The organism is Pseudooceanicola onchidii (genome assembly GCF_004959925.1).
In the GTDB taxonomy this organism is placed as follows: domain Bacteria; phylum Pseudomonadota; class Alphaproteobacteria; order Rhodobacterales; family Rhodobacteraceae; genus Pseudooceanicola; species Pseudooceanicola onchidii.
The window spans coordinates 674257-698717 of sequence record NZ_SPUW01000002.1; the positions used below are offsets into that span (position 1 = coordinate 674257).

Genomic DNA, 24461 nt, shown 5'->3' on the forward strand with positions numbered 1-24461 from the left:
TAGGGTCCCTGCAAGTGGGGTCTGCTTGACTTCCCGGACGCGCGCGGCGACGACAGGCCGGACGGAGGATGCCATGCCCACAGCCAAGACCGACAAGACGATCCTGAAAGCCCTGCGCGGAGAAGAGCAGGACGTGCCGCCGATCTGGATGATGCGGCAGGCCGGGCGCTATCTGCCGGAATACCGCGCCACCCGCGCGCAGGCCGGGGATTTCCTGTCGCTGTGCTACAACCCCGAACTGGCCGCCGAGGTCACGCTGCAGCCGATCCGGCGGTATGGCTTCGATGCGGCGATCCTGTTTGCCGATATTCTGCTGCTCCCCCAGGCGCTTGGCGCGGATCTGTGGTTCGTGACGGGCGAAGGGCCGCGGCTGTCGACGATCACGTCGCAGGCGGATTTCGACGCGCTGAAACCCGCGTCGGACGTGCACGAGGTGCTGTCGCCGATCTATGACACCGTGTCGATACTGTCGCGTGAACTGCCCGAGGACACCACGCTGATCGGCTTTGCCGGGGCGCCCTGGACCGTCGCGACCTACATGGTCGCGGGGCGGGGCACGCCGGATCAGGGGCCGGCCCATGCGCTGAAGGACGAGAACCGCGCACTTTTTGCCGCACTGATCGATCTGCTGACCGAAGGGACGATTGAGTACCTCAGCCGTCAGATCGACGCCGGGGCCGAGGTGGTGAAGCTGTTCGACAGCTGGGCCGGATCGCTCAAGGGGCAGGATTTCGATGACTTCGCGCTGGACCCCGCGAAACGCATCATCTCAGAGCTGAAGGCGCGTCACCCTGGCATCCCGGTCATCGCCTTCCCGCGTGAGGCGGGCGATCGCTATGTCGGGTTTGCCAAGGCGACCGGCGCGGATTGTGTCGCGCTGGACAATTCGGTGTCGGCGCATTGGGCGGCCGACCATGTCCAGGTCGACGGATGCGTGCAAGGCAACCTTGCCTCGTCGCACATGGTCACCGGGGGGCAGGCCTTGGTAGATGAAACGCGCGAGATCGTGCAGGCGCTGTCGAAGGGGCCACATATCTTCAACCTCGGCCATGGCATCACGCCGGACGCGGATCCCGAGAACGTGCAGCTGATGATCGATACGGTGCGCGGCCGCTAGGTGGCCTCGGCCACTCCGTCCACGGCTTTCAACAGGCTTCGGCGGGCACCGAGGTGCAGGTTCACCTCTGCCCCGAGGAGGATCAGGAAGGCGCTGATGTACAGCCAGATCAACATGGCGATGGCGGCCCCGATCGATCCGTAAACCTCGTTGTAGTTGGCGAAATTCGTCAGGTAGAGCGAGAAGCCGTAGGACGCGACGGCCCAGAGGACCACGGCCAGGATCGCGCCTGGCGTGATCCATTTCAGCCGCTCGCCCTTGTTGTTCGGCCCGAAGCGATAGATCACCGCCAGCGCGGCCAGCAGGACGAAGACGGCGGCGAACCACCGGAAGCCCTCGACCATCATGGCGGTGACCGGGCCGAGCGGGATGATCGAGAAGACGACGGGAACGACGACCACGGCCGACAGGGTGACGATCGACACGCCCAGCAGGGCCAGCGTCAGCACCAGAGAGATCAGGTAATGGCGCAGCGACCCGCGATTGATCCGGCCGTGAATGGTGTTGAGCCCGAGCATCAGCGCCGCCACGCCCGACCGTGCGGACCAGATGGCGAAAAGCGTCGACAGAAGACCCGCCCAGCCCAGCTGGTCGCCGCTGGCGTTGGTCAGGGCGTTGATCTGGGTGGCAACAAGATTGACGACATCGGGGGGCAGGATCGTCCGGATCGCATCAAGCTGATCGATCAGGACATGGGGGTCGGACAGCAACCCCCACAGCGCGATGAGCGCGGCGATCCCCGGAAAAATGGCCAGCATCGCATAGAAGGCGACGCCGGCGGCAATCAGGCTTAGGTTCTTGTCACCGACATCCGTGACGATGCCGATGACAACTTGTCGGATCCCCCGAACCATGCGGTGTCTCTCCTGTCTGGTTCTTTCACCCTAAGGTGCGGGGACGGGCGGGCAAACCCCGGATCATGCCATTCCGGTACGGCTGCGCGGCCCGGCAACCAGCCAGATGATGAAGCCGAGAACCGGAAGGATCAGGACCAGCAGCGTCCAGAGAACTTTCTTCCCCGTCGATGCGCCGGATCCGATGATCGACACGATGGCCCATATGTCGAGGGCGAGGATGATGAGGCCGCCAATTCCAGATACTTCCAACATGATAGATGTCCTTGGTTCAATTCAGGGAAAGCGCGTCCCGGCCCCGAACAGGGGAGGGGTTGAGACTGGCGGGGAGAGGTAGGTCGGGGAGTCCCCGCCAGTCTTCGAGGGACAGACGCTTGGGGTGCGTCTGCAGTGTTAACGCGCGCGGAACGCCCGGGTTCCACCGGTTTCAGATTTTTCTGCAAAAATTTTTCAGCGGCAGATTTCGGGAACCGGCGGGGCTGATCTGGCGTTTCATTCCCAGACTGCAAGATATGCACGGAAAACCATACTGAAAGGAAAATACCATGCTTTCCTGGGCACTTACCTTCCTTGTCATCGCCCTTATCGCGGCTGTTTTCGGCTTTGGCGGCATCGCCAGCGCATCGGCCGGTATCGCACAGATCCTGTTCGTGATCTTCCTGGTCCTGTTTGTCGTCGCCATGGTGGCACGGGCCGTTCGCGGCCAGACGCCGTAACGGTGACAGATGACAAAAGGGGCGGCCACTGGCCGCCCCTTTTCAATTCGACTGACCGGATGACGATCAGTGCCGAAGCGTTTCGGTCGAGGAGAAGAACATCGCCTGGCTCGCGGCCAGCCGCACCTGTTCCTCGGAATATGGCTTGGTGATCAGGAAGGCCGGTTCGGCCTTTTCGCCGGTCAGCAGGCGTTCTGGGTAGGCGGTGATGAAGATCACCGGAACATCGCCGAGGATTTCCAGAAGATCGTTCACGGCGTCGATACCAGACGAATTGTCCGCCAGCTGGATGTCCGCGAAGATAAGGTCGGGACGCTCGGCCTTGCCAAGGGCGACCGCTTCGTCGCGGGTCCGCGCAACACCGGTGACGGCATGGCCCATTTCGCTCACGATGCTTTGCAGGTCCATGGCGATGATCGCCTCGTCCTCGATGATCATGACGCGGCCGGTGACGCTTTCGGCCAGTTCGCGCTGCGCGATCCGGACGAATTCTTCGGCTTCGGCTGTGCCGATCTTCATGATTTCGCCGATCTGCTCGAACGAGAATTCCTCGATCGTGGACAGAAGAAGCGCCTCGCGGGTGTTCGGGGTCAGGCGGCTAAGGTGTGCCTGCGCCCTTGCTTCGATCCCGGCCTCTTCGGCAGCGACCGGCGCGCCCGAGCTGTTCCAGATGGCGTGGAAGACGCCGAACAGGGTGACGCGGGTGGATTTGCCGGACTTGGCCAGCATCGGATCTTCGAGGATCGCTTCAAGCGTCGCCACGGCGTAATTGTCGCCGGAGGTCTGGCTGCCCGTAAGGGCGCGCGCGTATCGACGGAGGTATGGCAGCTCTGTCGCGACGTTCATGGCAAAATCTTCGGACCCCACCGTCTGGTTCATTTTTTTCGTACCTTTTTTTTCGGTTTTCGGGAACCCAACGCGGGTAAACTGCGTTAGGTTCCGAGAAAAGTAGGAATGACCCAAGAAAAAGTAGGGCTATGGCGCACGACAACGAAAATCAACACGTGCTGAGACAGATCGACGAAAACTTGAAACGGGTTTACCAGGAAAAGCTCGAAGAGGATCTTCCGGACCGCTTCAAGTCGCTCCTCGATCAGTTGAAGAAGACGCAGGGTGAAGGGGACAACGTCTAATGTCGTCCGATCCTCGCGAAGAGCTCGTCGAGCATCTTCCCTCCCTGCGCGCATTCGCCATGAGCCTTTGCCGCAATTCCGCCCAGGCCGACGACCTTGTTCAGGACACCATCGTCAAGGCGTGGACCAACATCGAAAAATTCAAGGTCGGGACGAACCTGCGGGCGTGGCTTTTCACCATCCTGCGCAACACCTTCTACTCCGCCCGCCGCAAGTCCGGCCGTGAAGTTGCCGATGTGGATGGCGTGTTCTCGGCCAACCTCGCCACCAAGCCCGATCACGACGGCCGCCTGGCCATGAAGGATTTCGAAAAGGCCTTTGCGCAGCTGCCCGACGAACAGCGCGAAGCCCTGATCCTTGTCGGCGCCTCGGGGTTTTCCTACGAAGAAGCGGCAGACATGTGCGACTGCGCCGTCGGCACGATCAAAAGTCGCGCGAACCGCGGCCGGGCCAAGCTTGCCGAGCTTATGAATCTGGACGATGATGAGTCGATGGAGCTAACAGATCAGTCGACCATGGCCGTGATGTCGGCTGCCAAGATGAAATCCATGTAAAGGGTACCCGGTGGGTCTTCGTTTCACTGACCGGCTTGGGGTGCGGGTTGTCGCGCTCCTGTCGATTGCGCTTCTGCCGATCGGGCTGATCTCTCTCTACCAGACCAGTTCCGTGGTCGAGAAGGCGGACGCTCTTACGCGGGCCGCCTATCTTGGTCAGACGGTCGCCGCCACCGAACGGCAAAGCGACCTGATCCACGAAGGCTTCGCCTCGGCTCGGGTTCTGGGTGGCGCGCTGATGGAAATGCGTGACGATCCTGCGGCCTGCACGTCCCTCATGGAGGGGTTCATCCGGTCCCATCCGGCCTTCATCCTCGCGCTTTTCGTCGAACCCAGTGGCGTGACCCGCTGCAATTCGCGCGGTGCGCCTGCGGATGTGCGGTCGACCTCGACATTCCAGTCCATGCTGGCCGATCCACGGCCGCTGATGAAGGCGACCGACAGCGGCAAGATCACCAAGCAAGAGGTCATGGTCATTGCGCAGCCGGTCTTCGAAGAAGGCCGGTTCATGGGGTTCGTGTCCCTGTCGCTGCCGCGCGCCAACGCCCGTTTCCAGCCTGATTTCGTTGGCCCGGCCGAACCGGACGACCTGATCACCATCAATGTCGATGGCGATGTGCTGCTGTCCATGGGTGACATCAATACCGCCGCCAACCGCCTGCCGGCCTTCCGCGACCTGAATTCGCAACTCTACCGCCATCTCAACCCGTTCCGCGCGCAGGACCAGGATGGCGTGATGCGGGTCTATTCCATCGCGCCGATCGTGCCCGGCATCGTCGTGGCCATATCGGTCTGGCCGGCCGAGGCCGCGCGCAACGAGGTCGGGCTGATCAGCCGGTCCGCCGTGGCCTTCCCGATCCTCATGTGGATCGTGTCGCTTGTCGTGGCCTATTTCGCCGTGCACCGGCTGGTGATCCGCCACATCCGCAGCCTGCGGGTCAAGATGCGGCGTTTCGGTGCGACCTACAGCTACCAGGAACCCGGCATCCTGATCGCAAGCCGCGCCCCGACCGAGCTGATCCAGATCGAGGAAACCTTCGACAACATGGTCGAACGGATCACCCGCGACACGGCCGAGTTGGAAAACAACCTGCATGAAAAGAACGTCCTGCTGAAAGAGGTGCACCACCGGGTGAAGAACAACCTCCAGCTGATCGCGTCGATCATCAACATGGAGGTCCGCAAGGCCGGCAACACCGAAACCAAGTCGACCCTGCGCCGTATCCAGGACCGGGTGCTTGGCCTCGCGACCGTGCATTCGAACCTGTATCACACCGCCCGCCTGGCGAATTTGCGGGCGGACGGGCTGCTTGAGGATATCCTCGACCAGGTGGTGAAAAGTGCCCTGCCGCAGGATGGCGAGGCCGATGTCCTGATCGAGGTCGAAGAGGTCATCCTGTCGCCTGACCGCGCGGTGCCCTTGTCGCTGCTGGCGACAGAGACCGTGACCAATGCGATCAAGTACTTCGGCCGACCGGCGGATGGCAGCAAGCCCTGGATCAAGATCTCGCTGATCAAGACCGGCGACGACGGCTGCCGGTTCAGCGTGGCGAACTCGAAGGGGGCGCAACGCGACGATGTCGAAGACGGCGGATCAAGCAGCGGCCTGGGCAAGCAGCTGATCACCGCCTTCGCGGCGCAGCTGGGATCGCGGGCCGAGGTCGAGGAAACCGCCGACAGCTACACACTCAACGTCGACATCGATCTGAGCAAACCGGGCTGATCAAACCGGGCCGAGGCGGAAGCCCCTCGGACCCGCTTGGACCTCAGACCCACTTGGCCATGGGCGGCAGGCTCATCAGAACCGCATTGGCATCATGGCCCGTGGCCAGGCCGAACTTGGTGCCCCGGTCGTAGACAAGGTTGTATTCCGCATAAAGCCCGCGATGGACCAGTTGCGCGTCCTTGTCGGCGTCGCTCCATTCCGTACCGCGCCGTTTCTCGATCAGCGGCAGGTAGGCAGGCAGGAAGGCGCGGCCGATGTCCTGGATGAAGGCAAAGTCCGCCACCCAGTCGCCGGTGCAGTGATCGTCAAGGAATATCCCGCCCACGCCGCGCGCGCGGCCCCGGTGCGGGATATAGAAATACTCGTCCGCCCAGGCCTTCAACCGGTCATATTCGCCCGCGCCATGCGGATCGCAATGGGCCTTCTGGACGGAATGGAAGTGCCGTGTGTCCTCGTCATACTCGAGACAGGGGTTCAGATCCGATCCGCCGCCGAACCACCAGCCGTGCGGTGTCCAGAACATGCGGGTGTTCATATGAACGGCCGGGCAGTGCGGGTTCTGCATATGGGCGACCAGCGAAATTCCCGAGGCCCAGAATCGTGGATCCTCGGTCATGCCGGGCAGACCCTTGCGGGCGGCCATGGCGACCTGGGCCTCCGGCCCCAGCTCTCCGTAAACGGTCGAGATGTTGACGCCGACCTTTTCGAACACCCGGCCTCCGCGCATCACGCTCATCAACCCGCCGCCCGCATCGCCACCGTCCGGTGCGGCGCGGCGCGTCTCGGTTACCTCGAACCGGCCCGGGGCCATGTCCGACAGCGGTCCGTCGGTCTGCGCATCCTCCAGCGCCTCGAAGGCCGCGACGATCTGGTCGCGCAACTGCCGGAACCATGCCGCGGCCTGCGCCTTCTCGGTCTCCATCAGATCGGCCATGGGATCCCCTTCATCTTGCCAGAAATACTCCCGCCGGAGGCATCCCCGGCCTGCCGCCTTCGTGCGTCCGCTAGTGCGCCGGCGTGTTGACCGGATCCAGAAGCGTGCGTCCGCCGTCGACGGTCAGGACCTGCCCGGTCATGAAGCCCGAGGCATCGCAGGCCAGGTATTGCGCGGCCTCGGCCAGTTCGCCCGGCGCGGCAATGCGGTTCAGCGGCGTATGGTCCTCGATGTCCGAACGCATGTCGTCGTCGTCCTTCAGCGCGGACTGCAGGCTGGCGCTCATCACCGACCCGAAGGCCAGCGCGTTCACCCGGATACCATGCGGGGCCAGGGCGACGGCCAGCGACCGGGTCATCTGGTCCAGCGCGGCGCAGGACACCGAATAGGCCAGCAGTTCGGGATGGGTGCGGCGGGCGGCGATGGACGACAGGTTGACGATCGACCCGGTCGGCCCGTCGGTGTTGCCGTCGGCCTGCTTGATCATGCGCTTGGCAATCGTCTGGGTGACGCGCAGAGCAGTCATCAGGTTCGTTTCCAGCAGCGTTTCCATCGCGTCGTCATCCGGGTTCAGCGGATCCGAGGCCATGATCTGACGGGCCGCGTTGACCAGGATGTCGACCCGGTCGAAGGCGTCGATGGTGGCCGACAACAGGTTGGCGATGGTCAGCTTTTCGCGCAGGTCCCCGGCAAAGTGCCGGATGTTGTCTTCTTCGGGCGTGGCGCCAAGTTCGCGGACCAGCGCGTCTTCGTCGATGTCGGTGAACATCACATTGGCCCCGCGCGAGGCAAAGTGGCGCCCGATCGCAAGGCCGATGCCGTTGCCACCTCCGGTCACGATGGCGGTCTTGCCGGCGAGGGAAAAGGACATGAGAGCTCCTTGGGAATGGGCCGTCGGATCAGCCTAGCCGATCCCGCCGGATCAGGCGAGGCGACTTGGCGACCCGGGGGCCTGTGGCACGCAGCACCTTGAACCGTCCGGTTCCAGCGACTTCTTCGTGCGTGGCAAAGCAATCTTCGATCTGCGCCTCGTAGGGCAGGTGTCGGTTGGCCACCATCCACAGGGTGCCCTTCGGCTTCAGGCAGGCGGCGGCCGTGCGGATGAAGGCGCGGCCCAGGTCGGGCTGCGGCTTGCGGCCGGTGTGGAAGGGCGGGTTCATCACCACCGCGTCGGCCCGCACCTCGGGCGTCCAGGCGGTGGCATCGGCCCAGTGGAACAGGGCGCGCGGATCGGTCACGTTCTGGCGGGCGCAGTCCAGCGCGGCATGGTCCGCTTCGATCATGTCGAGCCGGGTGACATCCGTCCGCTCGAGGACCTGCGCGCCAAGGTACCCCCAGCCCGCGCCCAGGTCGACGACATGGGCCCCAAGGCTGCGCGGCAGCGCCTCGGCCAGCAGGGCCGAGGCCGGGTCGATCCCGTCGGCGGAAAACACGCCCGGCGCGGTCACGAAGCCGTCCAGCCCGGCTGCGGGCCGTGCCAGCCATTCGGTGAAATCCCCGCCCTCGAACCAGAAGAGCTTGCCATGCGCCTTGTTCACCGGGCCCGAAACCTGCGTGCGCTTGCGGCAGTCCTTCAGCACGCCCTCGATGCCGTCTTCCTTGCCGCCGTCCACGATGACGGGGCCAGATGTCGCGGCGCGGGCACGGGCGATCCAGTCGCGGGCCAGCGCCTTGGCGCGGGGCAGAAAGACCACGGCGGCGGCATAGGTGCCATCGGGCGCCAGTCGGCAGGCGTACCCCTGACGATCGAACCAGGCGTGATCGGGGAACAGCGTGGTGATGACCTCGACCCGGTCTTTCGGCAACGGGTCAAGCGATGTGCCTTCGCGGGGGCCAAACACGGCGATCCGGCCCTCGGGCAGGGTCAGCCCGCCGGGGGCGAGCGCCAGGTCAAGTCGCGGATGCCCGGTCAAGGCGCGACTATTCCTTTTCCATCGTGCATTGCAGCGGATGCTGATGCTGGCGGGCAAAGTCCATGACCTGTGCCACCTTGGTTTCCGCGATCTCGTGGCTGAAGACGCCAACGACCGCGACACCTTTCTTGTGCACGGTCAGCATGATCTCGAACGCCTGAGCGTGGTTCATGCCGAAGAAGCGCTCCAGAACGGCCACGACGAACTCCATCGGGGTGTAGTCGTCGTTCAGCAGAAGCACCTTGTACAGCGGCGGCCGCTTGGTCCGCGCCTTGGTTTCCACCACCACGCCCGCATCGCCGTCATCCCCGTCCGAAGACATCAGGATGGCGGGGGCAAGGCCAGGGATATGGTCCGGTGTCAGCTTCATCAGATATGCAAGACCGTCGCGTGGGGTTTCGGCGATAGGCCCTTGTATATAACGTGGCGGTCGAAAGTTGGAAGGGGTCGGATCGGGCCCCGTGGCGAAAAGCTGGGGGAAAATGACGAAAAACCTTACCACGATCGGCTTCGATGCGGATGATACGCTGTGGCAAAATGAACGGTTTTTCCAGCTGACGCAGGACCGTTTCGCCGAATTGCTGGCCGATCATGCCGAAAAGGACCACCTGGCCGACCGGCTTCTGGCGGCGGAACGTCGCAACATCGGCCACTATGGATTCGGCATCAAGGGGTTCGTCCTGTCGATGATCGAAACCGCGCTTGAAGTGACCGACAACCGCGTCCCGGGAGAGGTGATCGCCCAGCTGATCGCGGCCGGGCAAGAGATGCTGTCGCACCCGATCGAACTTCTGCCCCACGCCCAGGAGGCGGTCGAGGCCGCCGCCGCCACGCACCGGGTGCTGCTGATCACCAAGGGCGACCTGCTGGACCAGGAGCGGAAGCTGGCCCAGTCGGGGCTGGGCGATCTGTTTCACGGCGTCGAAATCGTGTCGGACAAGACCCGCCCGGTCTACGAGGCGATCTTTGCGCGTCACGGGGCAGGGGCAGACCGGGGTCTGATGGTTGGCAATTCGATGAAGTCCGACGTGGTGCCGATGATCGACGCCGGCGGCTGGGGTATCTATGTCCCCGGCAGCCTCAACTGGGCGTTGGAGCATGCCGAAGCCCCCGTCGATAGTGCCAGATACCGCGAAATCCGCGATCTGTCGGGACTGGCGCCTATTCTTCAGGCAATTGGCTGAAGCGGGTCCGGCTGTTGCCTGACCCTGCGGCAAGCCCTTGTATCGGCGGAATTATTCCGCCGCGATTTCGCCACAATGTTGACACGATTGCCTGTTTGGTGGGGGCTGGCCCGGCCGACCACTAGATCGGCCCGGTGTATACAGTTTACCCGCAGCGAAACCTTAGAAATTAGGTATTTCGCGACAGGCCCTGTCTGTGTTAGCCTATTCGTAATGATAAAAAGGTCAGTTGGAAAACCAGCGGCCAGAGGCAGTTGTGAGAGGCATGATGGAGCGGCAGGCGAAGCCGACCCGTAGGCGGGCACTCGTTTTTCTATTTTTCTGGGCATTTGCGCTGATCCTTGGCGGGGTCGGTGTGCGTCAGGTCGAAGCGGCACCCTATGCCGCCTACGTGATGGATGCGCGCACCGGTGAGGTGCTTCATTCGTCGAACGCCGATGCACGGCTGCATCCGGCGTCCCTGACCAAGATGATGACGCTTTATATCGCGTTCGAGGCGATCAAGAACGGCGAAATCACGCTGGATACGCCGGTGCGGATCTCAAAGAACGCATCGTCGGAACCGCCATCGAAACTGGGTCTGGTCTCGGGCCAGAAGATCAAGCTGCGCTACCTGATCCGCGCGGCGGCGGTGAAATCGGCAAACGACGCCGCCACCGCCATCGGCGAGGCGATCGAGGGCTCCGAGGCGAAATTCGCCCGCCGGATGAACCGCACCGCCAAGGCGCTCGGCATGACCCGGACCAGCTTCAAGAACGCGCATGGCCTGACCGAGGACGGCCACCTGTCGACCGCACGGGACATGTCCGTGCTGGGGCGGCATCTGCTCTATGATTACCCGGACTACTACAACCTCTTCTCCCGCACGGAAACGGACGCCGGGGTGAAGTCGGTTCTGAACACCAACCGCCGCCTTCTGGCCAGCTATCGTGGTGCGGACGGCATCAAGACGGGCTATACGCGCGCGGCCGGCTTCAACCTCGTGGCTTCGGCCGAACGGGGCAACGAACGGATCATCGCGACCGTCTTCGGCGGCCGGTCCTCGGCGTCGCGGAACGCCAAGGTGGCCGAACTGCTCGACCTCGGGTTCAAGCGCGCGCCGTCCAAGGCGCCGCTCAAGGCGCCGTCCGCCCCGGTCTACGCCGATATCGAAACGGTCAAGCAGGCCGACGGCGCGACCCGGTCCGCCGGCAAGGTCATCCGCCTGAACACCGCCGTGACCCGCAGCCTGCGTCCGCAGGCCCGTCCGGGCAGCACCGAGGCGCCGGTTGCCGTGGCCATGGCCGACGTGATCGACCAGGTCGTCGCGGACGTGGCCCAGAAGGCCAGCCTGATGCCGCAACCTGATCCGGAACCGGAGGCCAAACCCCAGCCGGTCAAGTCGGCCTCGGCCGCGATCGCCATGGTCACGCCCGAAGCGCGGCCCGTGGGATTGTTCCAGCGCGTGCTGTCGCCGGAACCCGCGGTCGATCCCGAACCCGCCGAACCGCGCGTTGTCACCCGGGTCTCGACCTCGGGCGGGCGCCACTGGGGCATCAACATCGGTCGCTACAAGTCGCACAATGCTGCCGAACGGATCCTGCTGCAGACGGCTCTCAAGGAAACCGGCACTCTGGACGGCGCACTGCGCAAGGTGGTGCGGCGGCCCACGGGTTTCGACGCGAACTTCCTTGGGATGGAACGTGAGACTGCCGATCTTGCCTGCCGCCGTCTTCAGGCGCGCAACCAGACCTGCTTCATGATCGGGCCAAGCTGACCTCGGACACCGAACCTACCCCATGACAAGAGCCGCCCCGAGATCCGAGGCGGCTCTTCATTTTGCCGGAACTACTCCGGGGGCGCGGGGCAGAGCCCTGGCGACGCTTCCGCTATCGCTTCGGATGGTCGTCGTATTCGCCCGACAGGATCCGCTGCGCGTCCCCTTCGGGGTCGTCGTACTGGTTCGACCTGAGGGTATAGAGAAACCCGATCAGCCCGGCACCGCCGAGAAGCAGAGAGATCGGGATAAGCCAGACAAGAACGTCCATGTTTACCTCAGGCGCAATGCGTTCAGGGATACCGTGATCGACGAGATCGACATCGCCAGCGCCGCGATCAGCGGTGTGGCAAGGCCCGCGATGGCCAGCGGCACCGCGATCACGTTGTAAAGCGTCGCGATGCGGAAGTTTTCGCGGATCCGCCGGGTGGCGCGGGTCGCGGTGCGCAGCGCGTCCGGAATGGGCGACAGGTCGGTGCCCAGCAGCACGATATCCGACGCCACCCGCGCCGCATCCAGCGCCGAGGCCGGAGAGATCGAGACATTGGCGGCTGTCAGCGCCGCCGTGTCGTTCAACCCGTCGCCGACCATCAGCACATTGGCGCCTTCGGCCTGAAGCGCGGCGATCCGGGCGGCCTTGTCGCCGGGCAGGGCGGTGGCGGTCCAGTCGTCGATGCCAAGGGTGTCGGCCAGTCTGCGGACCGGCGCTTCGGCATCGCCCGAGATCAGGATGACCCGGTGCCCGGCGGCCTTCAGGCCGGCAACGGCCTCGGCCGCGCCGGGGCGCAGGCTGTCGGTGAAGGTGAACGGCTTCGGGGGCGTGTCGCCGATGGCCAGCCAGGCCGAGGTTTCCACCCCGGTGCGGGCCCCGACCCAATCGGCGCGGCCCAGCCTGACGCGGGTGGCGTTCCAGGTTGCCTCGGTCCCATGACCGGGGATCTCGCGGATGTCGGTCAGCCCGGCGGGGTTCACGCCTTCCGCGCGCAGCGCTTCGGTCAGGGCCCGGCTTAGCGGATGGGCCGACCCCTCGGCCAGTGCCAGCGCCAGGGCGCGGCTGTCGGCGTCATGCGCGTCGAGGTTCGTGGGTGTGGGCGTACCCGTGGTCAGCGTGCCGGTCTTGTCGAAAACGACGGTGTCGACCTGTGCCAGCCGTTCCAGCGCGGTCTCGTGTTTCACCAGCATGCCACGGCGGAACAGGCGGCCCGATGCGGCAGTCGTGACAGCCGGCACGGCAAGGCCAAGCGCGCAGGGGCAGGTGATGATCAGCACGGCGGCGGCGATGTTCAGCGCCGTCCGCACATCCCACGCGTAAAGATACCAGCCGACGAAGGCGAGCGCCGAGAGGATGTGCACCCCAGGCGCATAGAGTTTTGCCGCGCTGTCGGCGAGCGAGGTGTAGCGCGACCGACCGCTTTCGGCGATCGCCACCAGATCTGCCATGCGATGCAGAGAGGTATCCTGCCCGACGGCGGTGGCGCGCAGGGTCAGGGGGCCGGTCAGGTTGACCTCGCCCGCGCTGACTTGGGTGCCCGGGGCGGCCGCAACGGGAAGGGTTTCGCCAGTCAGCAGGGACCGGTCGAGCTCCGAGGTGCCCTCGATGATCTCACCATCCACGGGCATGCGGGCACCGGGGCGGACGCGGATCAGGTCGCCGACGCAAAGCTCGGCCACGGGGGTCTGCACCTCGTGGCCGTCGACGATGCGCCAGGCGCGGGGCACTTCGAGGGCGGTCAGTTCCTCGGCCGCGGACCGGGCGATGGCGCGGGTGCGGTGGTCGAGGTAGCGGCCGGCGAGCAGGAAGAAGGTCAGGGTGAGGGCTGCGTCGAAATAGGCGTGTTCGCCCGACAGCATGGTTTCCCAAAGCGAGGTCGCCAGCGCCAGCAGGATGGCCAGCGTGATCGGCACGTCCATGTTCAGCCGCCGCGCCGACAGGGCTGCCCAGGCGTTGCGAAAGAAGGGCTGGGCGGCAAAGGCGATGGTCGGCAGGGTGATGAAGGCGCTGATCCAGTGAAAAAGGTCGCGGGTCGCGTCCTCGGCCCCCGACCAGACCGACACCGACAGCAGCATCACGTTCATCGAGGCAAAGCCCGCCACCGCCAGCCGCATCAGCAGGTCGCGTCCCGCGCGGTCGGTCGCGGTCACGGCGGCGCTGCCCGCGTCCAGCTCGTGTGCCTCATACCCCGCGCCCTTGAGCGCGGCGACCAGGTCCTCGGCCGACACCTCCGCATCCGCATCGACCTGCGCGCGCTTCAGCGTCAGGTTCACCCGCGCGCCCTGCACGCCGGGATGGCCGTTCAGCACGCGTTCGACCGTGGCGATACAGGCCGAGCAGTGGATCGTTGGCAAAGACAGGGTCAGCTTGACGTCCCGGGGCGCGGCGCGGGTCGCCAGCGCCTCGGCGGCGGGGGCGGCGTTGCAGGCCGGGCAGGCGGAAAGGGCCACAGTCGTCATGGGGTCACCGGGTCACATGCAGGATCACGCGCTGGATGAAGTCGGTGCCATCCTGCGCGCGGGCGGTCATGCGGATGTTCCAATTGCCGGGCCCCAGATCCAGCGGCGCCTCGTAGGTCGTGCCGTTGAAGGCAAAGACAGGTTCCACATCGTCGGCGATCTGCGTGGCGCGTCCCACGACGGCGTGCAGATCCTTGACGCGCACGGGCCCCTCGGGGTCGGTGATCGACAGATGCACCCGGCCGTCGTGCCAATCGGCACGGACGGTCCATTCCAGCGCCTGTTGCGCGTGCAGGCGGTCGTTGAACTGCTGGCTGGCGACATAGGAATTCTTGACCTCCAGCCCCGGAAAGGTGCGGATCGCCTGGGTCGCCATCACGATGTTGACGGTGATGATGACGCCGAAGGCCCCGACAAAGCCGGCCAGAACGTGCCAGCCCTTCAGGCGGAACCCGGTGGTGTCTGCGAGGTTGCTCATCAGTTTGTCCTCCCGTTGAAGACGCTGTCCTTGTGGGCGCGGTCGCCGTTGCTGATATCTTCGACCCAGAAGCGGAATTCGGTGCGCTCGGCTTCGGCCGGGTCGGACCCGCGCGGGGCGGTGACATAGACCCGTTGCAGGCTGGCCGTGTCGGCGGGCACGGTCACGGTGTCATAGGCCGACCCTTCGATCGTCACCCGCAGGGCGAGGTCACCGCTGACCGACAGGCGGAAGGGGCGGTCGTCGCCATGCTTGTTGCGCAGGCGGATGTCGTAGGTGTTGCGGATCGATCCGTCCGACAGGGTGACGAAGGTGGGGTTGCGCACGGGGGCGACCGTCATGTCGATGTTGGGCCGGATGAACAGCGCGACGACCAGCGCGACGCCGACCAGCGACCAGAGCGCAGTGTACAGCATCGTGCGCGGCCGCAGGATGTGTTTCCAGATCGGGCGCGGCTGCGCCCCGGCGCGTTCGGCCTGTTCGTCGGTCAGCGCCATGTAGTCGATCAACCCGCGCGGCTTGCCGATCTTGGCCATCACGTCGTCGCAGGCGTCGATGCACAGCGCGCAGGTGATGCAGGCCAGCTGTTGACCGTCGCGGATGTCGATGCCCATGGGGCAGACGTTGACGCAGGCATTGCAGTCGATGCAGTCGCCCAATTCCTGCACCGGGGGCTTGCCGACGCCCGAGGGCATCCCGGGCATCGGGATCTTCGGAGAGGTGCCGCCGTGCTTTTCACCGGCCGCATAGGTGACCTGGTCGGGGATCGTGATCTCGCGCCGCTTGCCCTTGCCGCGCAGTTCGCCCCGCCATTCGCGGTAGGCGACGGTGATCGTGTCCTCGTCCATCATGGCGGCCTGGATGCGGGGCCAGGGGCAGGCGTAGATGCAGATCTGTTCGCGGGCGAACCCGCCGAAAATGAAGGTCGTCATCGTCAGCACGAAGATCGTCGTGTAGGCGACGGGGTGCGCGTTCAGCGTGAAAAGGTCGCCCAGAAGCGTCGGTGCATCGGCGAAATAGAAGACCCAGGCGCCGCCCGTGGCCATGGCGATCAGGAACCACGACACCCACTTGGTCAGCCGCAGCCGGGCCTTGCGCAGGTCCCATGTCTTCTGCCGCTGCAGGCGTATGCGGGCGTTGCGGTCGCCTTCGATCCAGCGTTCGACAAGGATGAAAAGATCCGTCCAGACGGTCTGCGGGCAGGTGTAGCCGCACCAGACGCGGCCAAGCGCCGAGGTGAAAAGGAACAGCCCCAGCCCCGCCATGACTAGCAGGCCCGCGACGAAATAGAATTCATGCGGCCAGATTTCGATCCAGAAGAAGAAAAAGCGCCGGTTCGCCAGATCGACCAGAACCGCCTGGTCGGGCAGGTTCGGCCCGCGGTCCCACCTGATCCAGGGGGTCAGGTAGTAGATACCCAGGGTGACGATCATGATCCCCCACTTGAGCGACCGGAAGGTGCCCTTGACCCGCTTGGGGAAAATGGGCTCGCGGGCGGCGTAAAGGTTTTCAGGTTGCTGGTCGGTGGCGGACAAGGGGAGGGCTCCCGCTGGCGTGGCTATTGAGTGTGCTTCTCGCAGCCCGCGCGGTCGTGCTCTTTGACCTGCATCAAATGCGGTATTCTTGGCCTATCTATTTCTGGCGGTGCATCCCGGCCTCGGCCACCAGCCAGCGATAGAAGGCCCGCGCCGACGGGCGCATGACCCCGGGACGGTAGACAAGGTAGTAGCCCTTGTTCCGGGTGTCTTCGAACAGCAGCCGCAGGCGACCCGAATCGAGATCGGGCTGGATGAAGGCGCGGGCCGACACGGCAATGCCCTGGCCGTTGCGCGCGGCCTCGACGACAAGGTTGCCGGGCATCGAGGTCACGCCCCTGGCCTTGTTCAGCACCGCCCCGTACCGGCTCAGGAAATCCGAGGCCTCGCTGGTGCCAAGCTCTTGCAGCCAGTGAAACTGCGTCAGTTCGCCCGGTGTCTTGAAGGGGGTGTCGCCAACAAGGGACGGGGCCGCGACAATGGCGATCGGGGTTTCGACCATCAGCTCGGATTCGAGCCCGGGCCATCGGCCCGATCCATAGCGCAGCGCCATGTCGAGCCCGCCGGGCTTGATGTCGCGCAGATCCGGGGTCGGGTCGACCATCAGCGACAGCTCGGGGTGTTTTGCGCGAAACGCGGCAAGGCGCGGCATCAGCCAGGCCGAGGCAAAGGTCGGCGTGGTCGAGATCTGGATCGGCCGTTCGGCATCTTGGCCCGTCAGTTCGGCCGACAGGCGCGCGATCGCGGCGAACCCGTCCAGCGTCGCTTCGGCCAGGGCCATGCCCTCGGGCGTCAGGGCGCCGCTGCCGCGTGCGCGGTCCAGCAGCGACAGGCCCATCCGGTCCTCAAGCCCCTTGATCTGCTGGCTGATGGCGGCGTGGCTGACATTGAGCCGTGCGCCCGCCTCGGCCATCGACTTGGTATCGGCATAGGCCGCGAAGGCACGCAGCGCGGTCAGGGGCGGCAGGGCGGTCCAATCCATCATGTAACCTCAGCTTACGTGCGGCTTGAATTCCTGATTAGCCTGTGCGGGCCTTTGGGTCCATATATCAATCATCGAAACGCAAACGGCCAGGAGGTCACGATGCTTGGAATTTACGCGAAAACTTTCATGTTGGCCGCGGGCCACCCCACCAGCGCCAGCCCGACCACCCCCAAGGTTCGCCCGGTCGAGAAAAAGCCGCGCCGCTGGAACCCGGCAGGCCACTGGATCGACCCGCCCGAAGATTTCTAACGCAGGGCCCGTCCCTTGAGGATCGCGTCAGGGCCGAAGCGTTTGCGGATCTCGTCCGTGGCGCGTTCGGCCTGTCCCCGGCGCGAGGCATCCGGGTCGAGCAGATCCCCCGTGGCAGCCCCGTTGCTTTCGGGGGTGAGGTCCGCGATGCCGACCCCGATCAGACGGTAGGGCCCCTGATCGCCCACGCCGTCGAACAGGCCCCGCGCGGTGCGGTAGATCGTATCTGCCAGCTGCGCGGGGTCGCGCAGCGACAGGCGCCGGGACAGGGTGGTGAAATCGGCCCGCCTCAGCTTCAGCACCACCACGCGCCCCTCGATCCCCTTGGCCTTGGCCCGGTCGGCCACCTGTTCTGACAGCCGCCACAGGTGTCCATCCAGCAGATCGGCGTCCCCGGTGTCCTCGTTGAAGGTCGTTTCCTTCGAGATCGACTTGACCGGCGCATTGGCCGACACCCGCCGCCGGTCCTCGCCGCGCGCCAGGTGCCACAGCCTGTCGCCCATGGACCCGAAGCGCGCCACCAGATCCGTGCGGTCCCATCTGAGAAGATCGGTGAAGGTCCGGATCCCGGCCTTTTCCAGCGCCGCCTGCGTTGCTGCGCCGACACCCCAGATCATCCGCACCGGCTTGTCCTTCAGGAAGGCAGCGGTTTCCGCCACGCCGATCACCGAAAACCCGTGCGGCTTGTCGAGGTCCGAGGCGACCTTGGCCAGGAACTTGTTGTGGCTCAGCCCGATTGATCCGGTCAGGCCAAGTTCCGTCTTCATCCGGCGGGTCAGCCGCGCCAGCATCCAGGCGGGTGGATGGCCGTGCAGGCGCGCGGTGCCGGTCAGATCCAGAAACGCCTCGTCCAGCGACAGCGGTTCGATGCCCGGCGTCATCTCCTCCATCATCTGGCGGATCGCGCGCGAGGCTTCGACATAGGCCTCCATCCGTGGCTTGATCACCACCGCCTCGGGGCAAAGCTTCAGCGCCTGGAACATCGGCATGGCCGACCGCACGCCCCGGATCCGCGCGATGTAGCAGGCGGTCGATACGACGCCGCGCCGCCCGCCGCCAATGATCACCGGCTTGGCGGCCAGTTCGGGATTGTCACGCTTTTCGACCGAAGCGTAGAAAGCGTCGCAGTCCATATGGGCGATCGACAGTGTATTCAGTTCGGCATGGGCGATGCAGCGCGGGCTGCGGCAGGCCGGGCAGCGCAACAGGCCGCCCGGCTTGGCGTCGAAGCTGTTCAGGCAGTCACGACAGAGGGCGTCCATGCGGCAATCCTTGGGCGGCGTCGTCTTTCCGACGCCAACGGAGTATAAGGGCGGACATGGAAGCAGACCACACTTCCTTCGGGGCTGCAAAGCTGATCCTGCTGATTGGCGGGAAACTACTGGTCATCCGTCGCGATGACCGGCCGGATATCCCATGGCCCGACCACCTCGATTTTCCCGGCGGCGGCCGGGAGGGCAGCGAGACGGCCGAGGTTTGCGTGCTGCGCGAAACCGAAGAGGAGCTGGGGCTGAGCCTGTCTGCCGCGGACCTGATCTGGCGGGTGCAGGCGCCGGGCCCGTCCGGCCCCTCGATCTTCTTCGCGGCCGAATTCGGGCCGGACATCGCGCACGACGTGGTGCTGGGCGACGAAGGACAGTCGTGGGAGCTGATGCCGCCGCGCAGCTATTTCACCCATCCGCAGGCGATCCCGCATTTTGCCGACCGGCTGGCCGATTACCTCGCGATCCGGATGGACCAGCGCTAGCAGGCCCTTGCGTTCGCGCACGATTGGCGGTTGATTGCTGGCGCAAGGTTCCTCAGCGCGCAGAGACAGATGGACAATTGGGATGAAATCCGCACGGCCTTCCAGGTGGCCCGGCTTGGCACCGTTTCCGGTGCGGCCGATGTTCTGGGGGTGCACCACGCCACGGTGATCCGCCACATCGACGCGCTCGAGGGGCGGCTGGGCGTAAAGTTGTTCCAGCGCCATGCGCGCGGCTATACCGCGACCGAGGCCGGGCAGGACCTGCTGCGCGTCGCGCAGGCGACGGACGATCAGTTCAGCCAGCTGGCCGGGCGGATCAAGGGGCGCGGCAACGATGTCTCGGGCGAACTGGTCGTGACCACCATCGAAGGCCTGTCGGACCTCGTGATGCCGGTGCTGACCCGGTTCCAGCACGACCACCCCGACGTGATCCTGCGCTACCTGACCTCGGCGCGGCTGTTCCGGCTGGAATATGGCGAGGCTCATGTGGCGATCCGCGCGGGCAGCCCGCCCAGCCAGCCCGACAATGTCGTGCAACCTTTCCTGCACCTGCAATTCGGCATCTACGGCAGCCGCGACTATATCGAGGAACACGGCATGCCCGATTTCTGCGGGGACATGTCGCGCCACCGCTTTGTCGGCTCTGACGATGCTGCCAGTCGTGCGCCCTTTGCCCGCTGGATGCGCGAGAACATCCCCGAACGGCAGGTCGTCTTCCGGTCGGGTGATCCGGTGGCGACACGTCAGGCGATCTTCAGCGGCATCGGGCTGGGGTTCCTGCGCACCTATGAATGCGCGACCCATGACCTGGTCGAGGTACATGCGCCGCTGCCCGACTGGGAAAGCCGCCTGTGGCTGGTCACGCACATGGACCTGCACCGGACCAACAAGGTGCAGACCTTCCTGCGATACCTCAAGGAAGACACCAAGCACCTGAGACCCGAGGAATGACCGACGAGGGGCGCGGCCACCTCGCCATGTTGCTCTTCTCCTGCCTGGTGGCGGGATCGTTCTCGCTTGGCGTGCAGGCGGCGCAACATATCGCACCCGCCGCACTGAACACCGTGCGCTTCGCCATCGCGGCGGTGCTGGTCGGCGTGGCGGCGCTGGCAACCACGGGAATTCCACGCAGCGCCTTCCGGGCGCCCTGGCGGTACTTCGTGCTGGGCGGGGTGTTCGGCAGCTATTTCGTCCTGATGTTCGAAGGCCTGAAGACCGCCGATCCGGTCGCGGCCTCGGCCGTCTTCACGCTGGTGCCGGTGATGGCGGCGGGCTTCGGCTGGATCCTGTTGCGGCAGGTGACGACGGGCGGCATGGCGCTGGCGCTGGCCGTGGGGGCGGCGGGGGCGGTCTGGGTGATCTTCCGCGCCGATCTGTCCGCGCTCGTGCGGTTCGAAATCGGGCGGGGCGAATGGATCTACTTCTGGGGCTGCGTCGCCCATGCGATCTATACGCCGCTGGTGCCGACGTTGAACCGGGGCGAACCGCCTGTGGTCTTCACCTTCGGGATGCTCTGCGCCGCCTGCGTGACCGTCGGGCTTTATGGGGCGGGGGACATCCTCGCCACCGACTGGTCCGCGCTTCCGCGCATCGTCTGGATCACGATCCTCTACGTCGCCATCTTCGCCTCGGCCATGACCTTCGTGCTGATGCAATACGCGGCGCTGCGACTGCCCTCGGCCAAGGTGATGGCCTACACCTACCTCGTGCCGTCCTGGGTCATCTTGTGGGAAATCGCGCGCGGCGCGGCCCTGCCGCCGGTGACGATCCTGGCCGGGGTGGCGTTGACGATCCTGTCGCTCTTGCTGTTGTTGCGGGTCGGGCGGGCTCAGCCCTCCTGATCGCGCAGCTCGGTTTCCAGGAACCGTTCGAACGCATCCAGGTTCACCGGCTCGAACTGCCCGAAGCCCTGCATCCAGACCGAGGCCTGCTTCATCGCGTCGGGCTCAAGCTTGCACCATTTCACCCGCCCGCGTTTCTCCTGGCTGATCAGGCCCGCGCGGGTCAGGATGGCCAGGTGCTTTGAGATCGCGGCCAGCGACATCTCGAAGGGTTCGGCCACGTCGGTGACGGCCATGTCATCCTCCAGCAGCATCGACAGGATCGCGCGGCGGGTGGGGTCGGCCAGGGCCGCGAAAACGGTGTCGAGATGCTCGCTCATGCGGGCCATCTGGGCCCAAGGACCCTGGACGGTCAACCAAATGGTTGAGGGATCGCGCCCGCATCCTTTGTAGATTCAACCGCAAAGTTGAATATCGCCATGCGGGGCCGTTCGCGCTATCGCGGCCTGCGACGCGCTGTCGTCCTGTCTTCATCTTGCAAAAAATACTCATGATTACAAATGGTTGTGGCGCATATGTTCGGGCAATGAGTCAGCTTGACTAAATCCCCCCCGCCACTTAGCAAAGCGGCAACTTTTCCATGGGGGAACAGGTGTCCGATCCCGACCCGAAGCGGCAGATGGCCGAACTCGAAGACCGGATCGCAGCGGCCAGGCAGGCCCAGGCGCCGAAACCCCGTGGGGACGAACACTATTCGGCGGCGAACCTCGCCTGGCGCATGGTGATCGAGCTGGTGGCCGGTCTGGGGATCGGCTTCGGCATCGGATACGGGCTGGACTTCCTGTTTGGCACCCAACCGTTCCTGATGCTGGTGTTTACATTGCTGGGCTTGGCCGCGGGCATCAAGACGATGATGCGCACTTCGGCCGAATTCAGCGCGACGAATGCGGCCGGAGAGACTCCGGCGACACGCGAAGGGGACCGAGATGGCGACTGAGACCGCAGCAGCACACGGCGAAGAGGGTGGTCTGGTTTTCCACCCGATGGACCAGTTCATCGTCAAGCCGCTGTTCGGCGACGGTGCCGTTCACTGGTACACGATCACCAACGCGACCCTGTGGATGGCGCTGGCCGTGATCGCGATCTTCGCGCTGATGGTCCTGGCAACCTCGCGCCGGGCGACGATCCCCTCGAAGGGCCAGTCGATCGCGGAACTCGCCTACGGCTTCGTCTACAAGATGGTCGAAGACGTCGCGGGCAAGGATGCCGTCGGCTTCTTCCCCTACGTGATGACGCTGTTCATGTTCATCGTCTTCGCCAACTTCCTTGGCCTGCTGCCGATGTCCTTCACCACCACGTCGCACTTTGCCGTGACGGTGGTTCTGGCGCTGGCCGTGTTCCTGACCGTCACGATCTACGGTTTCATGAAGAACGGGTCGAAGTTCCTGGGTCTCTTCTGGGTCTCGTCCGCGCCGCTGCCGCTGCGCCCGATCCTGGCGATCATCGAACTGATTTCCTACTTCGTGCGTCCGGTCAGCCACTCCATCCGTCTTGCCGGTAACGTCATGGCAGGTCACGCGGTGATCAAGGTGTTCGCGGGCTTTGCCGCCATCGCCGTGATCAGCCCCGTGTCGATCGTCGCCATCACCGCGATGTACGGGCTCGAGGTTCTCGTGGCCTTCATCCAGGCCTACGTCTTCACCATTCTGACCTGCGTCTACCTGAAGGACGCCCTTCACCCGGGTCACTAAAAGATGCGGTGCGGGCCCGTCGGCGCGCACCCTGAGTAACGCAACTTCCAATCGTAAGGAGATACACCAATGGAAGGTCAACTCGCACACATCGGCGCAGGCCTCGCAGCAATCGGTTCCGGCGCAGCCGCAATCGGTGTGGGCAACGTCGCAGGCAACTTCCTCGCCGGCGCCCTGCGCAACCCCTCCGCAGCTGCTTCGCAGACTGCAACCCTCTTCATCGGCATCGCCTTCGCAGAAGCACTGGGGATCTTCTCGTTCCTCGTCGCTCTGCTGCTGATGTTCGCCGTCTAATCCACTGACGCGATCCTTACGCAGGGGCGGAGCCATCGCGCTCCGCCCATTGCGAGGCCCCGGGCGAGGCTATCGCCCTGACCACCGGGAAAGACCGCCAGAATTCCACCCGACGTTCCTACGGAGGACGACATGGCCACAGCACAAGGTGACGGGCTTGCCGATGCAACCGGCGTAGCCGAACACGCAGCGGGTTCTGCCCCCGGCATGCCGCAGCTGAACTTCGACCACTGGGGCAACCAGATCTTCTGGCTGATCGTCACTCTGGTCGCCATCTACTTCATCCTCAGCCGCGTCGCGCTGCCCCGGATCTCGGCCGTTCTGGCCGAGCGGGCCGGTACGATCACCAATGATATCGCTGCGGCCGAAGACCTGAAGCGCAAGGCCCAGGAGGCCGAGGCCGCCTATGAAAAGGCACTGGCCGACGCCCGGGTCGAGGCGAACAAGATCGTCGCGGACACCCGCGCCGAGATCCAGGCCGACCTCGACAAGGCCACCGCCAAGGCGGATGCCGAAATCGCGGCGAAGGCTGCCGAAGGCGAAAAGGCCATCGCGGAGATCCGCGCCAACGCTCTCGAAAACATCGAGGTCGTGGCCAAGGACACCGCCGAAGCCGTCATCACCAGCCTCGGGTTCACGGCCGATGCCAAGGCGGTCGATGCCGCCGTCACCTCCCGGATGAAAGGCTGACCGATGCGTACTCTTGCCATACTCGCAGCCATGACCGCGGCCACCCCGGCGTTTGCCGCCACCGGCCCGTTCTTCTCGCTGCACAACACCGACTTCATCGTTCTGCTGGCGTTCATCCTGTTCGTCGCCGTGCTGTTCTACTTCGGCGTGCCGAAGATGCTGGGCGGCATGCTCGACAAGCGGGCGGACCAGATCAAATCCGAGCTGGACGAAGCCAAGTCGCTGCGCGAGGAAGCCCAGGCCCTGCTGGCATCCTACGAGCGCAAGCAGAAGGACGTGCAGGCGCAGGCGGACCGGATCGTCGCCACCGCGAAGGCCGAAGCCTCCGACGCGGCTGAACAGGCGAAGAAGGATCTCGAAGCCTCCATCGCGCGCCGTCTGGCCGCCGCCGAAGACCAGATCGCCTCGGCCGAGGCGAGCGCGGTCAAGGAAGTCAAGAACCGCGCCGTGACCATCGCCGTCGCCGCCGCGCGTGACGTGATCACCAGCCAGATGAAGGCCGCCGACGCGAACAAGATGATCGATGACGCCATCGAGACGGTCGAACAGAAGCTGCACTGAGCGGCACCCCAACCGAATTGAAAAGGCCCGGAGGATCCTCCGGGCCTTTTTC

At 65.0% G+C, this 24461-nt stretch carries 30 protein-coding genes; 16 read left to right on the top strand and 14 right to left on the bottom strand.

Features of this window, described 5'->3' with window-relative positions; all coding sequences use genetic code 11:
• The first annotated feature begins 73 nt into the window (after window positions 1-73).
• Complete coding sequence (gene hemE, locus E4S58_RS11190; RefSeq protein WP_136636482.1) at window positions 74-1117, top strand: uroporphyrinogen decarboxylase; 1044 nt, start codon at window positions 74-76, stop codon at window positions 1115-1117.
• On the opposite strand, the gene E4S58_RS11195 is transcribed toward hemE, so the two are convergent.
• Both E4S58_RS11195 and E4S58_RS11200 read right to left on the bottom strand, forming a co-directional pair.
• Window positions 1114-1971 carry a YihY/virulence factor BrkB family protein gene (locus E4S58_RS11195; protein WP_136636483.1) on the bottom strand — a complete coding sequence of 286 codons (858 nt, stop codon included), beginning with the start codon at window positions 1969-1971 and terminating at the stop codon, window positions 1114-1116. The two genes, hemE and E4S58_RS11195, sit on opposite strands and share 4 nt — an antisense overlap.
• A 63-nt stretch (window positions 1972-2034) precedes the next feature.
• Window positions 2035-2226 carry a PLD nuclease N-terminal domain-containing protein gene (locus E4S58_RS11200; RefSeq protein WP_169052655.1) on the bottom strand — a complete coding sequence of 64 codons (192 nt, stop codon included), beginning with the start codon at window positions 2224-2226 and terminating at the stop codon, window positions 2035-2037.
• Window positions 2227-2516: 290 nt separating this feature from the next.
• Here E4S58_RS11200 and E4S58_RS11205 point away from each other — a divergent pair, with 290 nt between their 5' ends.
• On the top strand, window positions 2517-2687 hold the full coding sequence (locus E4S58_RS11205; protein WP_136636484.1) for a DUF1328 domain-containing protein: 171 nt from the start codon (window positions 2517-2519) through the stop codon (window positions 2685-2687).
• 66 nt (window positions 2688-2753) lie between these two features.
• Here E4S58_RS11205 and E4S58_RS11210 read toward each other — a convergent pair whose 3' ends face one another.
• Entirely contained in the window at window positions 2754-3566 is an 813-nt protein-coding gene (locus tag E4S58_RS11210; protein WP_136636485.1) for a response regulator, read from the bottom strand.
• 125 nt (window positions 3567-3691) lie between these two features.
• On the opposite strand from E4S58_RS11210, the gene E4S58_RS11215 reads away from it, so the two are divergent.
• Genes E4S58_RS11215 through E4S58_RS11225 form a run of 3 tightly spaced genes read left to right on the top strand, consistent with a single transcriptional unit; the run spans window position 3692 to window position 6097 of the window.
• Complete coding sequence (locus E4S58_RS11215; protein WP_338101527.1) at window positions 3692-3820, top strand: NepR family anti-sigma factor; 129 nt, start codon at window positions 3692-3694, stop codon at window positions 3818-3820.
• Complete coding sequence (locus E4S58_RS11220) at window positions 3820-4374, top strand: RNA polymerase sigma factor (protein WP_136636487.1); 555 nt, start codon at window positions 3820-3822, stop codon at window positions 4372-4374. The genes E4S58_RS11215 and E4S58_RS11220 overlap by 1 nt, the downstream gene beginning before the upstream one ends.
• Before the next feature lie 10 nt (window positions 4375-4384).
• Window positions 4385-6097, top strand: coding sequence for a sensor histidine kinase (locus E4S58_RS11225; protein WP_136636488.1), 1713 nt, complete (start codon window positions 4385-4387; stop codon window positions 6095-6097).
• A gap of 43 nt (window positions 6098-6140) precedes the next feature.
• On the opposite strand, the gene hemF is transcribed toward E4S58_RS11225, so the two are convergent.
• The 4 genes from hemF to clpS all read right to left on the bottom strand — a co-directional run bounded on the left by hemF (window position 6141) and on the right by clpS (window position 9269).
• Window positions 6141-7034 carry an oxygen-dependent coproporphyrinogen oxidase gene (hemF, locus tag E4S58_RS11230; protein WP_136636489.1) on the bottom strand — a complete coding sequence of 298 codons (894 nt, stop codon included), beginning with the start codon at window positions 7032-7034 and terminating at the stop codon, window positions 6141-6143.
• Between the two features lie 70 nt (window positions 7035-7104).
• Window positions 7105-7905 (bottom strand): SDR family NAD(P)-dependent oxidoreductase, encoded by an 801-nt coding sequence (locus E4S58_RS11235; RefSeq protein ID WP_136636490.1) that lies wholly within the window; start codon window positions 7903-7905, stop codon window positions 7105-7107.
• Window positions 7906-7933: 28 nt separating this feature from the next.
• A complete protein-coding gene (locus E4S58_RS11240; protein ID WP_136636491.1) occupies window positions 7934-8947 on the bottom strand; it encodes a class I SAM-dependent methyltransferase in 1014 nt (337 codons plus the stop codon).
• A 7-nt stretch (window positions 8948-8954) separates the two neighbouring features.
• Complete coding sequence (gene clpS, locus E4S58_RS11245; protein ID WP_136636833.1) at window positions 8955-9269, bottom strand: ATP-dependent Clp protease adapter ClpS; 315 nt, start codon at window positions 9267-9269, stop codon at window positions 8955-8957.
• A gap of 160 nt (window positions 9270-9429) precedes the next feature.
• Between clpS and E4S58_RS11250 the strand changes: the two genes are divergently transcribed.
• The gene (locus tag E4S58_RS11250) at window positions 9430-10131 is read left to right on the top strand and encodes an HAD family hydrolase (RefSeq protein WP_136636492.1); all 702 of its coding nucleotides are present in this window, start codon (window positions 9430-9432) and stop codon (window positions 10129-10131) included.
• Window positions 10132-10396: 265 nt separating this feature from the next.
• The gene (locus E4S58_RS11255; protein WP_276605909.1) at window positions 10397-11887 is read left to right on the top strand and encodes a serine hydrolase; all 1491 of its coding nucleotides are present in this window, start codon (window positions 10397-10399) and stop codon (window positions 11885-11887) included.
• A gap of 112 nt (window positions 11888-11999) precedes the next feature.
• On the opposite strand, the gene ccoS is transcribed toward E4S58_RS11255, so the two are convergent.
• From ccoS to E4S58_RS11280, 5 genes are all read right to left on the bottom strand, one after another.
• Complete coding sequence (gene ccoS, locus E4S58_RS11260) at window positions 12000-12158, bottom strand: cbb3-type cytochrome oxidase assembly protein CcoS (protein ID WP_136636493.1); 159 nt, start codon at window positions 12156-12158, stop codon at window positions 12000-12002.
• 2 nt (window positions 12159-12160) lie between these two features.
• Window positions 12161-14338 (bottom strand): heavy metal translocating P-type ATPase, encoded by a 2178-nt coding sequence (locus tag E4S58_RS11265; protein ID WP_136636494.1) that lies wholly within the window; start codon window positions 14336-14338, stop codon window positions 12161-12163.
• Between the two features lie 4 nt (window positions 14339-14342).
• Window positions 14343-14816 (bottom strand): FixH family protein, encoded by a 474-nt coding sequence (locus E4S58_RS11270; protein WP_136636495.1) that lies wholly within the window; start codon window positions 14814-14816, stop codon window positions 14343-14345.
• Window positions 14816-16351 carry an RdxA/RdxB/FixG family protein gene (locus E4S58_RS11275; protein WP_136636496.1) on the bottom strand — a complete coding sequence of 512 codons (1536 nt, stop codon included), beginning with the start codon at window positions 16349-16351 and terminating at the stop codon, window positions 14816-14818. Before E4S58_RS11275 ends, E4S58_RS11270 begins: the two co-directional genes overlap by 1 nt.
• A gap of 97 nt (window positions 16352-16448) precedes the next feature.
• Window positions 16449-17336, bottom strand: coding sequence for a LysR family transcriptional regulator (locus E4S58_RS11280; protein ID WP_338101528.1), 888 nt, complete (start codon window positions 17334-17336; stop codon window positions 16449-16451).
• A 99-nt stretch (window positions 17337-17435) separates the two neighbouring features.
• On the opposite strand from E4S58_RS11280, the gene E4S58_RS17885 reads away from it, so the two are divergent.
• Window positions 17436-17585, top strand: a complete 150-nt coding sequence (locus E4S58_RS17885) for a hypothetical protein (RefSeq protein WP_169052656.1) — start codon at window positions 17436-17438, stop codon at window positions 17583-17585.
• Here E4S58_RS17885 and E4S58_RS11285 read toward each other — a convergent pair.
• Entirely contained in the window at window positions 17582-18847 is a 1266-nt protein-coding gene (locus E4S58_RS11285; protein WP_136636497.1) for a DNA polymerase IV, read from the bottom strand. The genes E4S58_RS17885 and E4S58_RS11285 overlap by 4 nt on opposite strands.
• A 56-nt stretch (window positions 18848-18903) precedes the next feature.
• On the opposite strand from E4S58_RS11285, the gene E4S58_RS11290 reads away from it, so the two are divergent.
• From E4S58_RS11290 to E4S58_RS11300, 3 genes are all read left to right on the top strand, one after another.
• Window positions 18904-19332, top strand: coding sequence for an NUDIX domain-containing protein (locus E4S58_RS11290; protein WP_136636498.1), 429 nt, complete (start codon window positions 18904-18906; stop codon window positions 19330-19332).
• Window positions 19333-19401: 69 nt separating this feature from the next.
• Window positions 19402-20283, top strand: a complete 882-nt coding sequence (locus E4S58_RS11295) for a LysR family transcriptional regulator (protein WP_136636499.1) — start codon at window positions 19402-19404, stop codon at window positions 20281-20283.
• Window positions 20280-21173 carry a DMT family transporter gene (locus E4S58_RS11300; protein WP_136636500.1) on the top strand — a complete coding sequence of 298 codons (894 nt, stop codon included), beginning with the start codon at window positions 20280-20282 and terminating at the stop codon, window positions 21171-21173. Before E4S58_RS11295 ends, E4S58_RS11300 begins: the two co-directional genes overlap by 4 nt.
• Here E4S58_RS11300 and E4S58_RS11305 read toward each other — a convergent pair.
• A complete protein-coding gene (locus tag E4S58_RS11305; protein ID WP_136636501.1) occupies window positions 21161-21493 on the bottom strand; it encodes an ArsR/SmtB family transcription factor in 333 nt (110 codons plus the stop codon). The two genes, E4S58_RS11300 and E4S58_RS11305, sit on opposite strands and share 13 nt — an antisense overlap.
• 272 nt (window positions 21494-21765) lie before the next feature.
• On the opposite strand from E4S58_RS11305, the gene E4S58_RS11310 reads away from it, so the two are divergent.
• From E4S58_RS11310 to E4S58_RS11330, 5 genes are all read left to right on the top strand, one after another.
• Window positions 21766-22110 carry an AtpZ/AtpI family protein gene (locus E4S58_RS11310; RefSeq protein WP_136636502.1) on the top strand — a complete coding sequence of 115 codons (345 nt, stop codon included), beginning with the start codon at window positions 21766-21768 and terminating at the stop codon, window positions 22108-22110.
• Window positions 22100-22864, top strand: a complete 765-nt coding sequence (locus E4S58_RS11315) for a F0F1 ATP synthase subunit A (protein ID WP_136636503.1) — start codon at window positions 22100-22102, stop codon at window positions 22862-22864. Before E4S58_RS11310 ends, E4S58_RS11315 begins: the two co-directional genes overlap by 11 nt.
• Window positions 22865-22933: 69 nt before the next feature.
• Entirely contained in the window at window positions 22934-23158 is a 225-nt protein-coding gene (locus E4S58_RS11320) for a F0F1 ATP synthase subunit C (RefSeq protein WP_090027589.1), read from the top strand.
• Between the two features lie 132 nt (window positions 23159-23290).
• Window positions 23291-23848: a F0F1 ATP synthase subunit B' gene (locus tag E4S58_RS11325; RefSeq protein ID WP_136636504.1), complete on the top strand. Its 558-nt coding sequence runs from the start codon at window positions 23291-23293 to the stop codon at window positions 23846-23848.
• Between the two features lie 3 nt (window positions 23849-23851).
• A complete protein-coding gene (locus E4S58_RS11330; RefSeq protein ID WP_136636505.1) occupies window positions 23852-24409 on the top strand; it encodes a F0F1 ATP synthase subunit B in 558 nt (185 codons plus the stop codon).
• The last annotated feature ends 52 nt before the right edge of the window (window positions 24410-24461 follow it).

Coding starts and splice junctions, on each gene's coding strand:
- E4S58_RS11305 (WP_136636501.1), bottom strand. CDS start 21,493: ATGAGCGAGCATCTCGACACCGTTTTCGCGGCCCTGGCCGACCCCACC.
- E4S58_RS11270 (WP_136636495.1), bottom strand. CDS start 14,816: ATGAGCAACCTCGCAGACACCACCGGGTTCCGCCTGAAGGGCTGGCAC.
- E4S58_RS11255 (WP_276605909.1), top strand. CDS start 10,397: ATGATGGAGCGGCAGGCGAAGCCGACCCGTAGGCGGGCACTCGTTTTT.
- E4S58_RS11320 (WP_090027589.1), top strand. CDS start 22,934: ATGGAAGGTCAACTCGCACACATCGGCGCAGGCCTCGCAGCAATCGGT.
- E4S58_RS11195 (WP_136636483.1), bottom strand. CDS start 1,971: ATGGTTCGGGGGATCCGACAAGTTGTCATCGGCATCGTCACGGATGTC.
- clpS (WP_136636833.1), bottom strand. CDS start 9,269: ATGTCTTCGGACGGGGATGACGGCGATGCGGGCGTGGTGGTGGAAACC.
- ccoS (WP_136636493.1), bottom strand. CDS start 12,158: ATGGACGTTCTTGTCTGGCTTATCCCGATCTCTCTGCTTCTCGGCGGT.
- E4S58_RS11295 (WP_136636499.1), top strand. CDS start 19,402: ATGGACAATTGGGATGAAATCCGCACGGCCTTCCAGGTGGCCCGGCTT.
- E4S58_RS11280 (WP_338101528.1), bottom strand. CDS start 17,336: ATGATGGATTGGACCGCCCTGCCGCCCCTGACCGCGCTGCGTGCCTTC.
- E4S58_RS11325 (WP_136636504.1), top strand. CDS start 23,291: ATGGCCACAGCACAAGGTGACGGGCTTGCCGATGCAACCGGCGTAGCC.
- E4S58_RS11330 (WP_136636505.1), top strand. CDS start 23,852: ATGCGTACTCTTGCCATACTCGCAGCCATGACCGCGGCCACCCCGGCG.
- hemF (WP_136636489.1), bottom strand. CDS start 7,034: ATGGCCGATCTGATGGAGACCGAGAAGGCGCAGGCCGCGGCATGGTTC.
- E4S58_RS11250 (WP_136636492.1), top strand. CDS start 9,430: ATGACGAAAAACCTTACCACGATCGGCTTCGATGCGGATGATACGCTG.
- E4S58_RS11220 (WP_136636487.1), top strand. CDS start 3,820: ATGTCGTCCGATCCTCGCGAAGAGCTCGTCGAGCATCTTCCCTCCCTG.
- E4S58_RS11300 (WP_136636500.1), top strand. CDS start 20,280: ATGACCGACGAGGGGCGCGGCCACCTCGCCATGTTGCTCTTCTCCTGC.
- hemE (WP_136636482.1), top strand. CDS start 74: ATGCCCACAGCCAAGACCGACAAGACGATCCTGAAAGCCCTGCGCGGA.
- E4S58_RS11210 (WP_136636485.1), bottom strand. CDS start 3,566: ATGAACCAGACGGTGGGGTCCGAAGATTTTGCCATGAACGTCGCGACA.
- E4S58_RS11235 (WP_136636490.1), bottom strand. CDS start 7,905: ATGTCCTTTTCCCTCGCCGGCAAGACCGCCATCGTGACCGGAGGTGGC.
- E4S58_RS11285 (WP_136636497.1), bottom strand. CDS start 18,847: ATGGACGCCCTCTGTCGTGACTGCCTGAACAGCTTCGACGCCAAGCCG.
- E4S58_RS11290 (WP_136636498.1), top strand. CDS start 18,904: ATGGAAGCAGACCACACTTCCTTCGGGGCTGCAAAGCTGATCCTGCTG.
- E4S58_RS11315 (WP_136636503.1), top strand. CDS start 22,100: ATGGCGACTGAGACCGCAGCAGCACACGGCGAAGAGGGTGGTCTGGTT.
- E4S58_RS11200 (WP_169052655.1), bottom strand. CDS start 2,226: ATGTTGGAAGTATCTGGAATTGGCGGCCTCATCATCCTCGCCCTCGAC.
- E4S58_RS17885 (WP_169052656.1), top strand. CDS start 17,436: ATGCTTGGAATTTACGCGAAAACTTTCATGTTGGCCGCGGGCCACCCC.
- E4S58_RS11265 (WP_136636494.1), bottom strand. CDS start 14,338: ATGACGACTGTGGCCCTTTCCGCCTGCCCGGCCTGCAACGCCGCCCCC.
- E4S58_RS11205 (WP_136636484.1), top strand. CDS start 2,517: ATGCTTTCCTGGGCACTTACCTTCCTTGTCATCGCCCTTATCGCGGCT.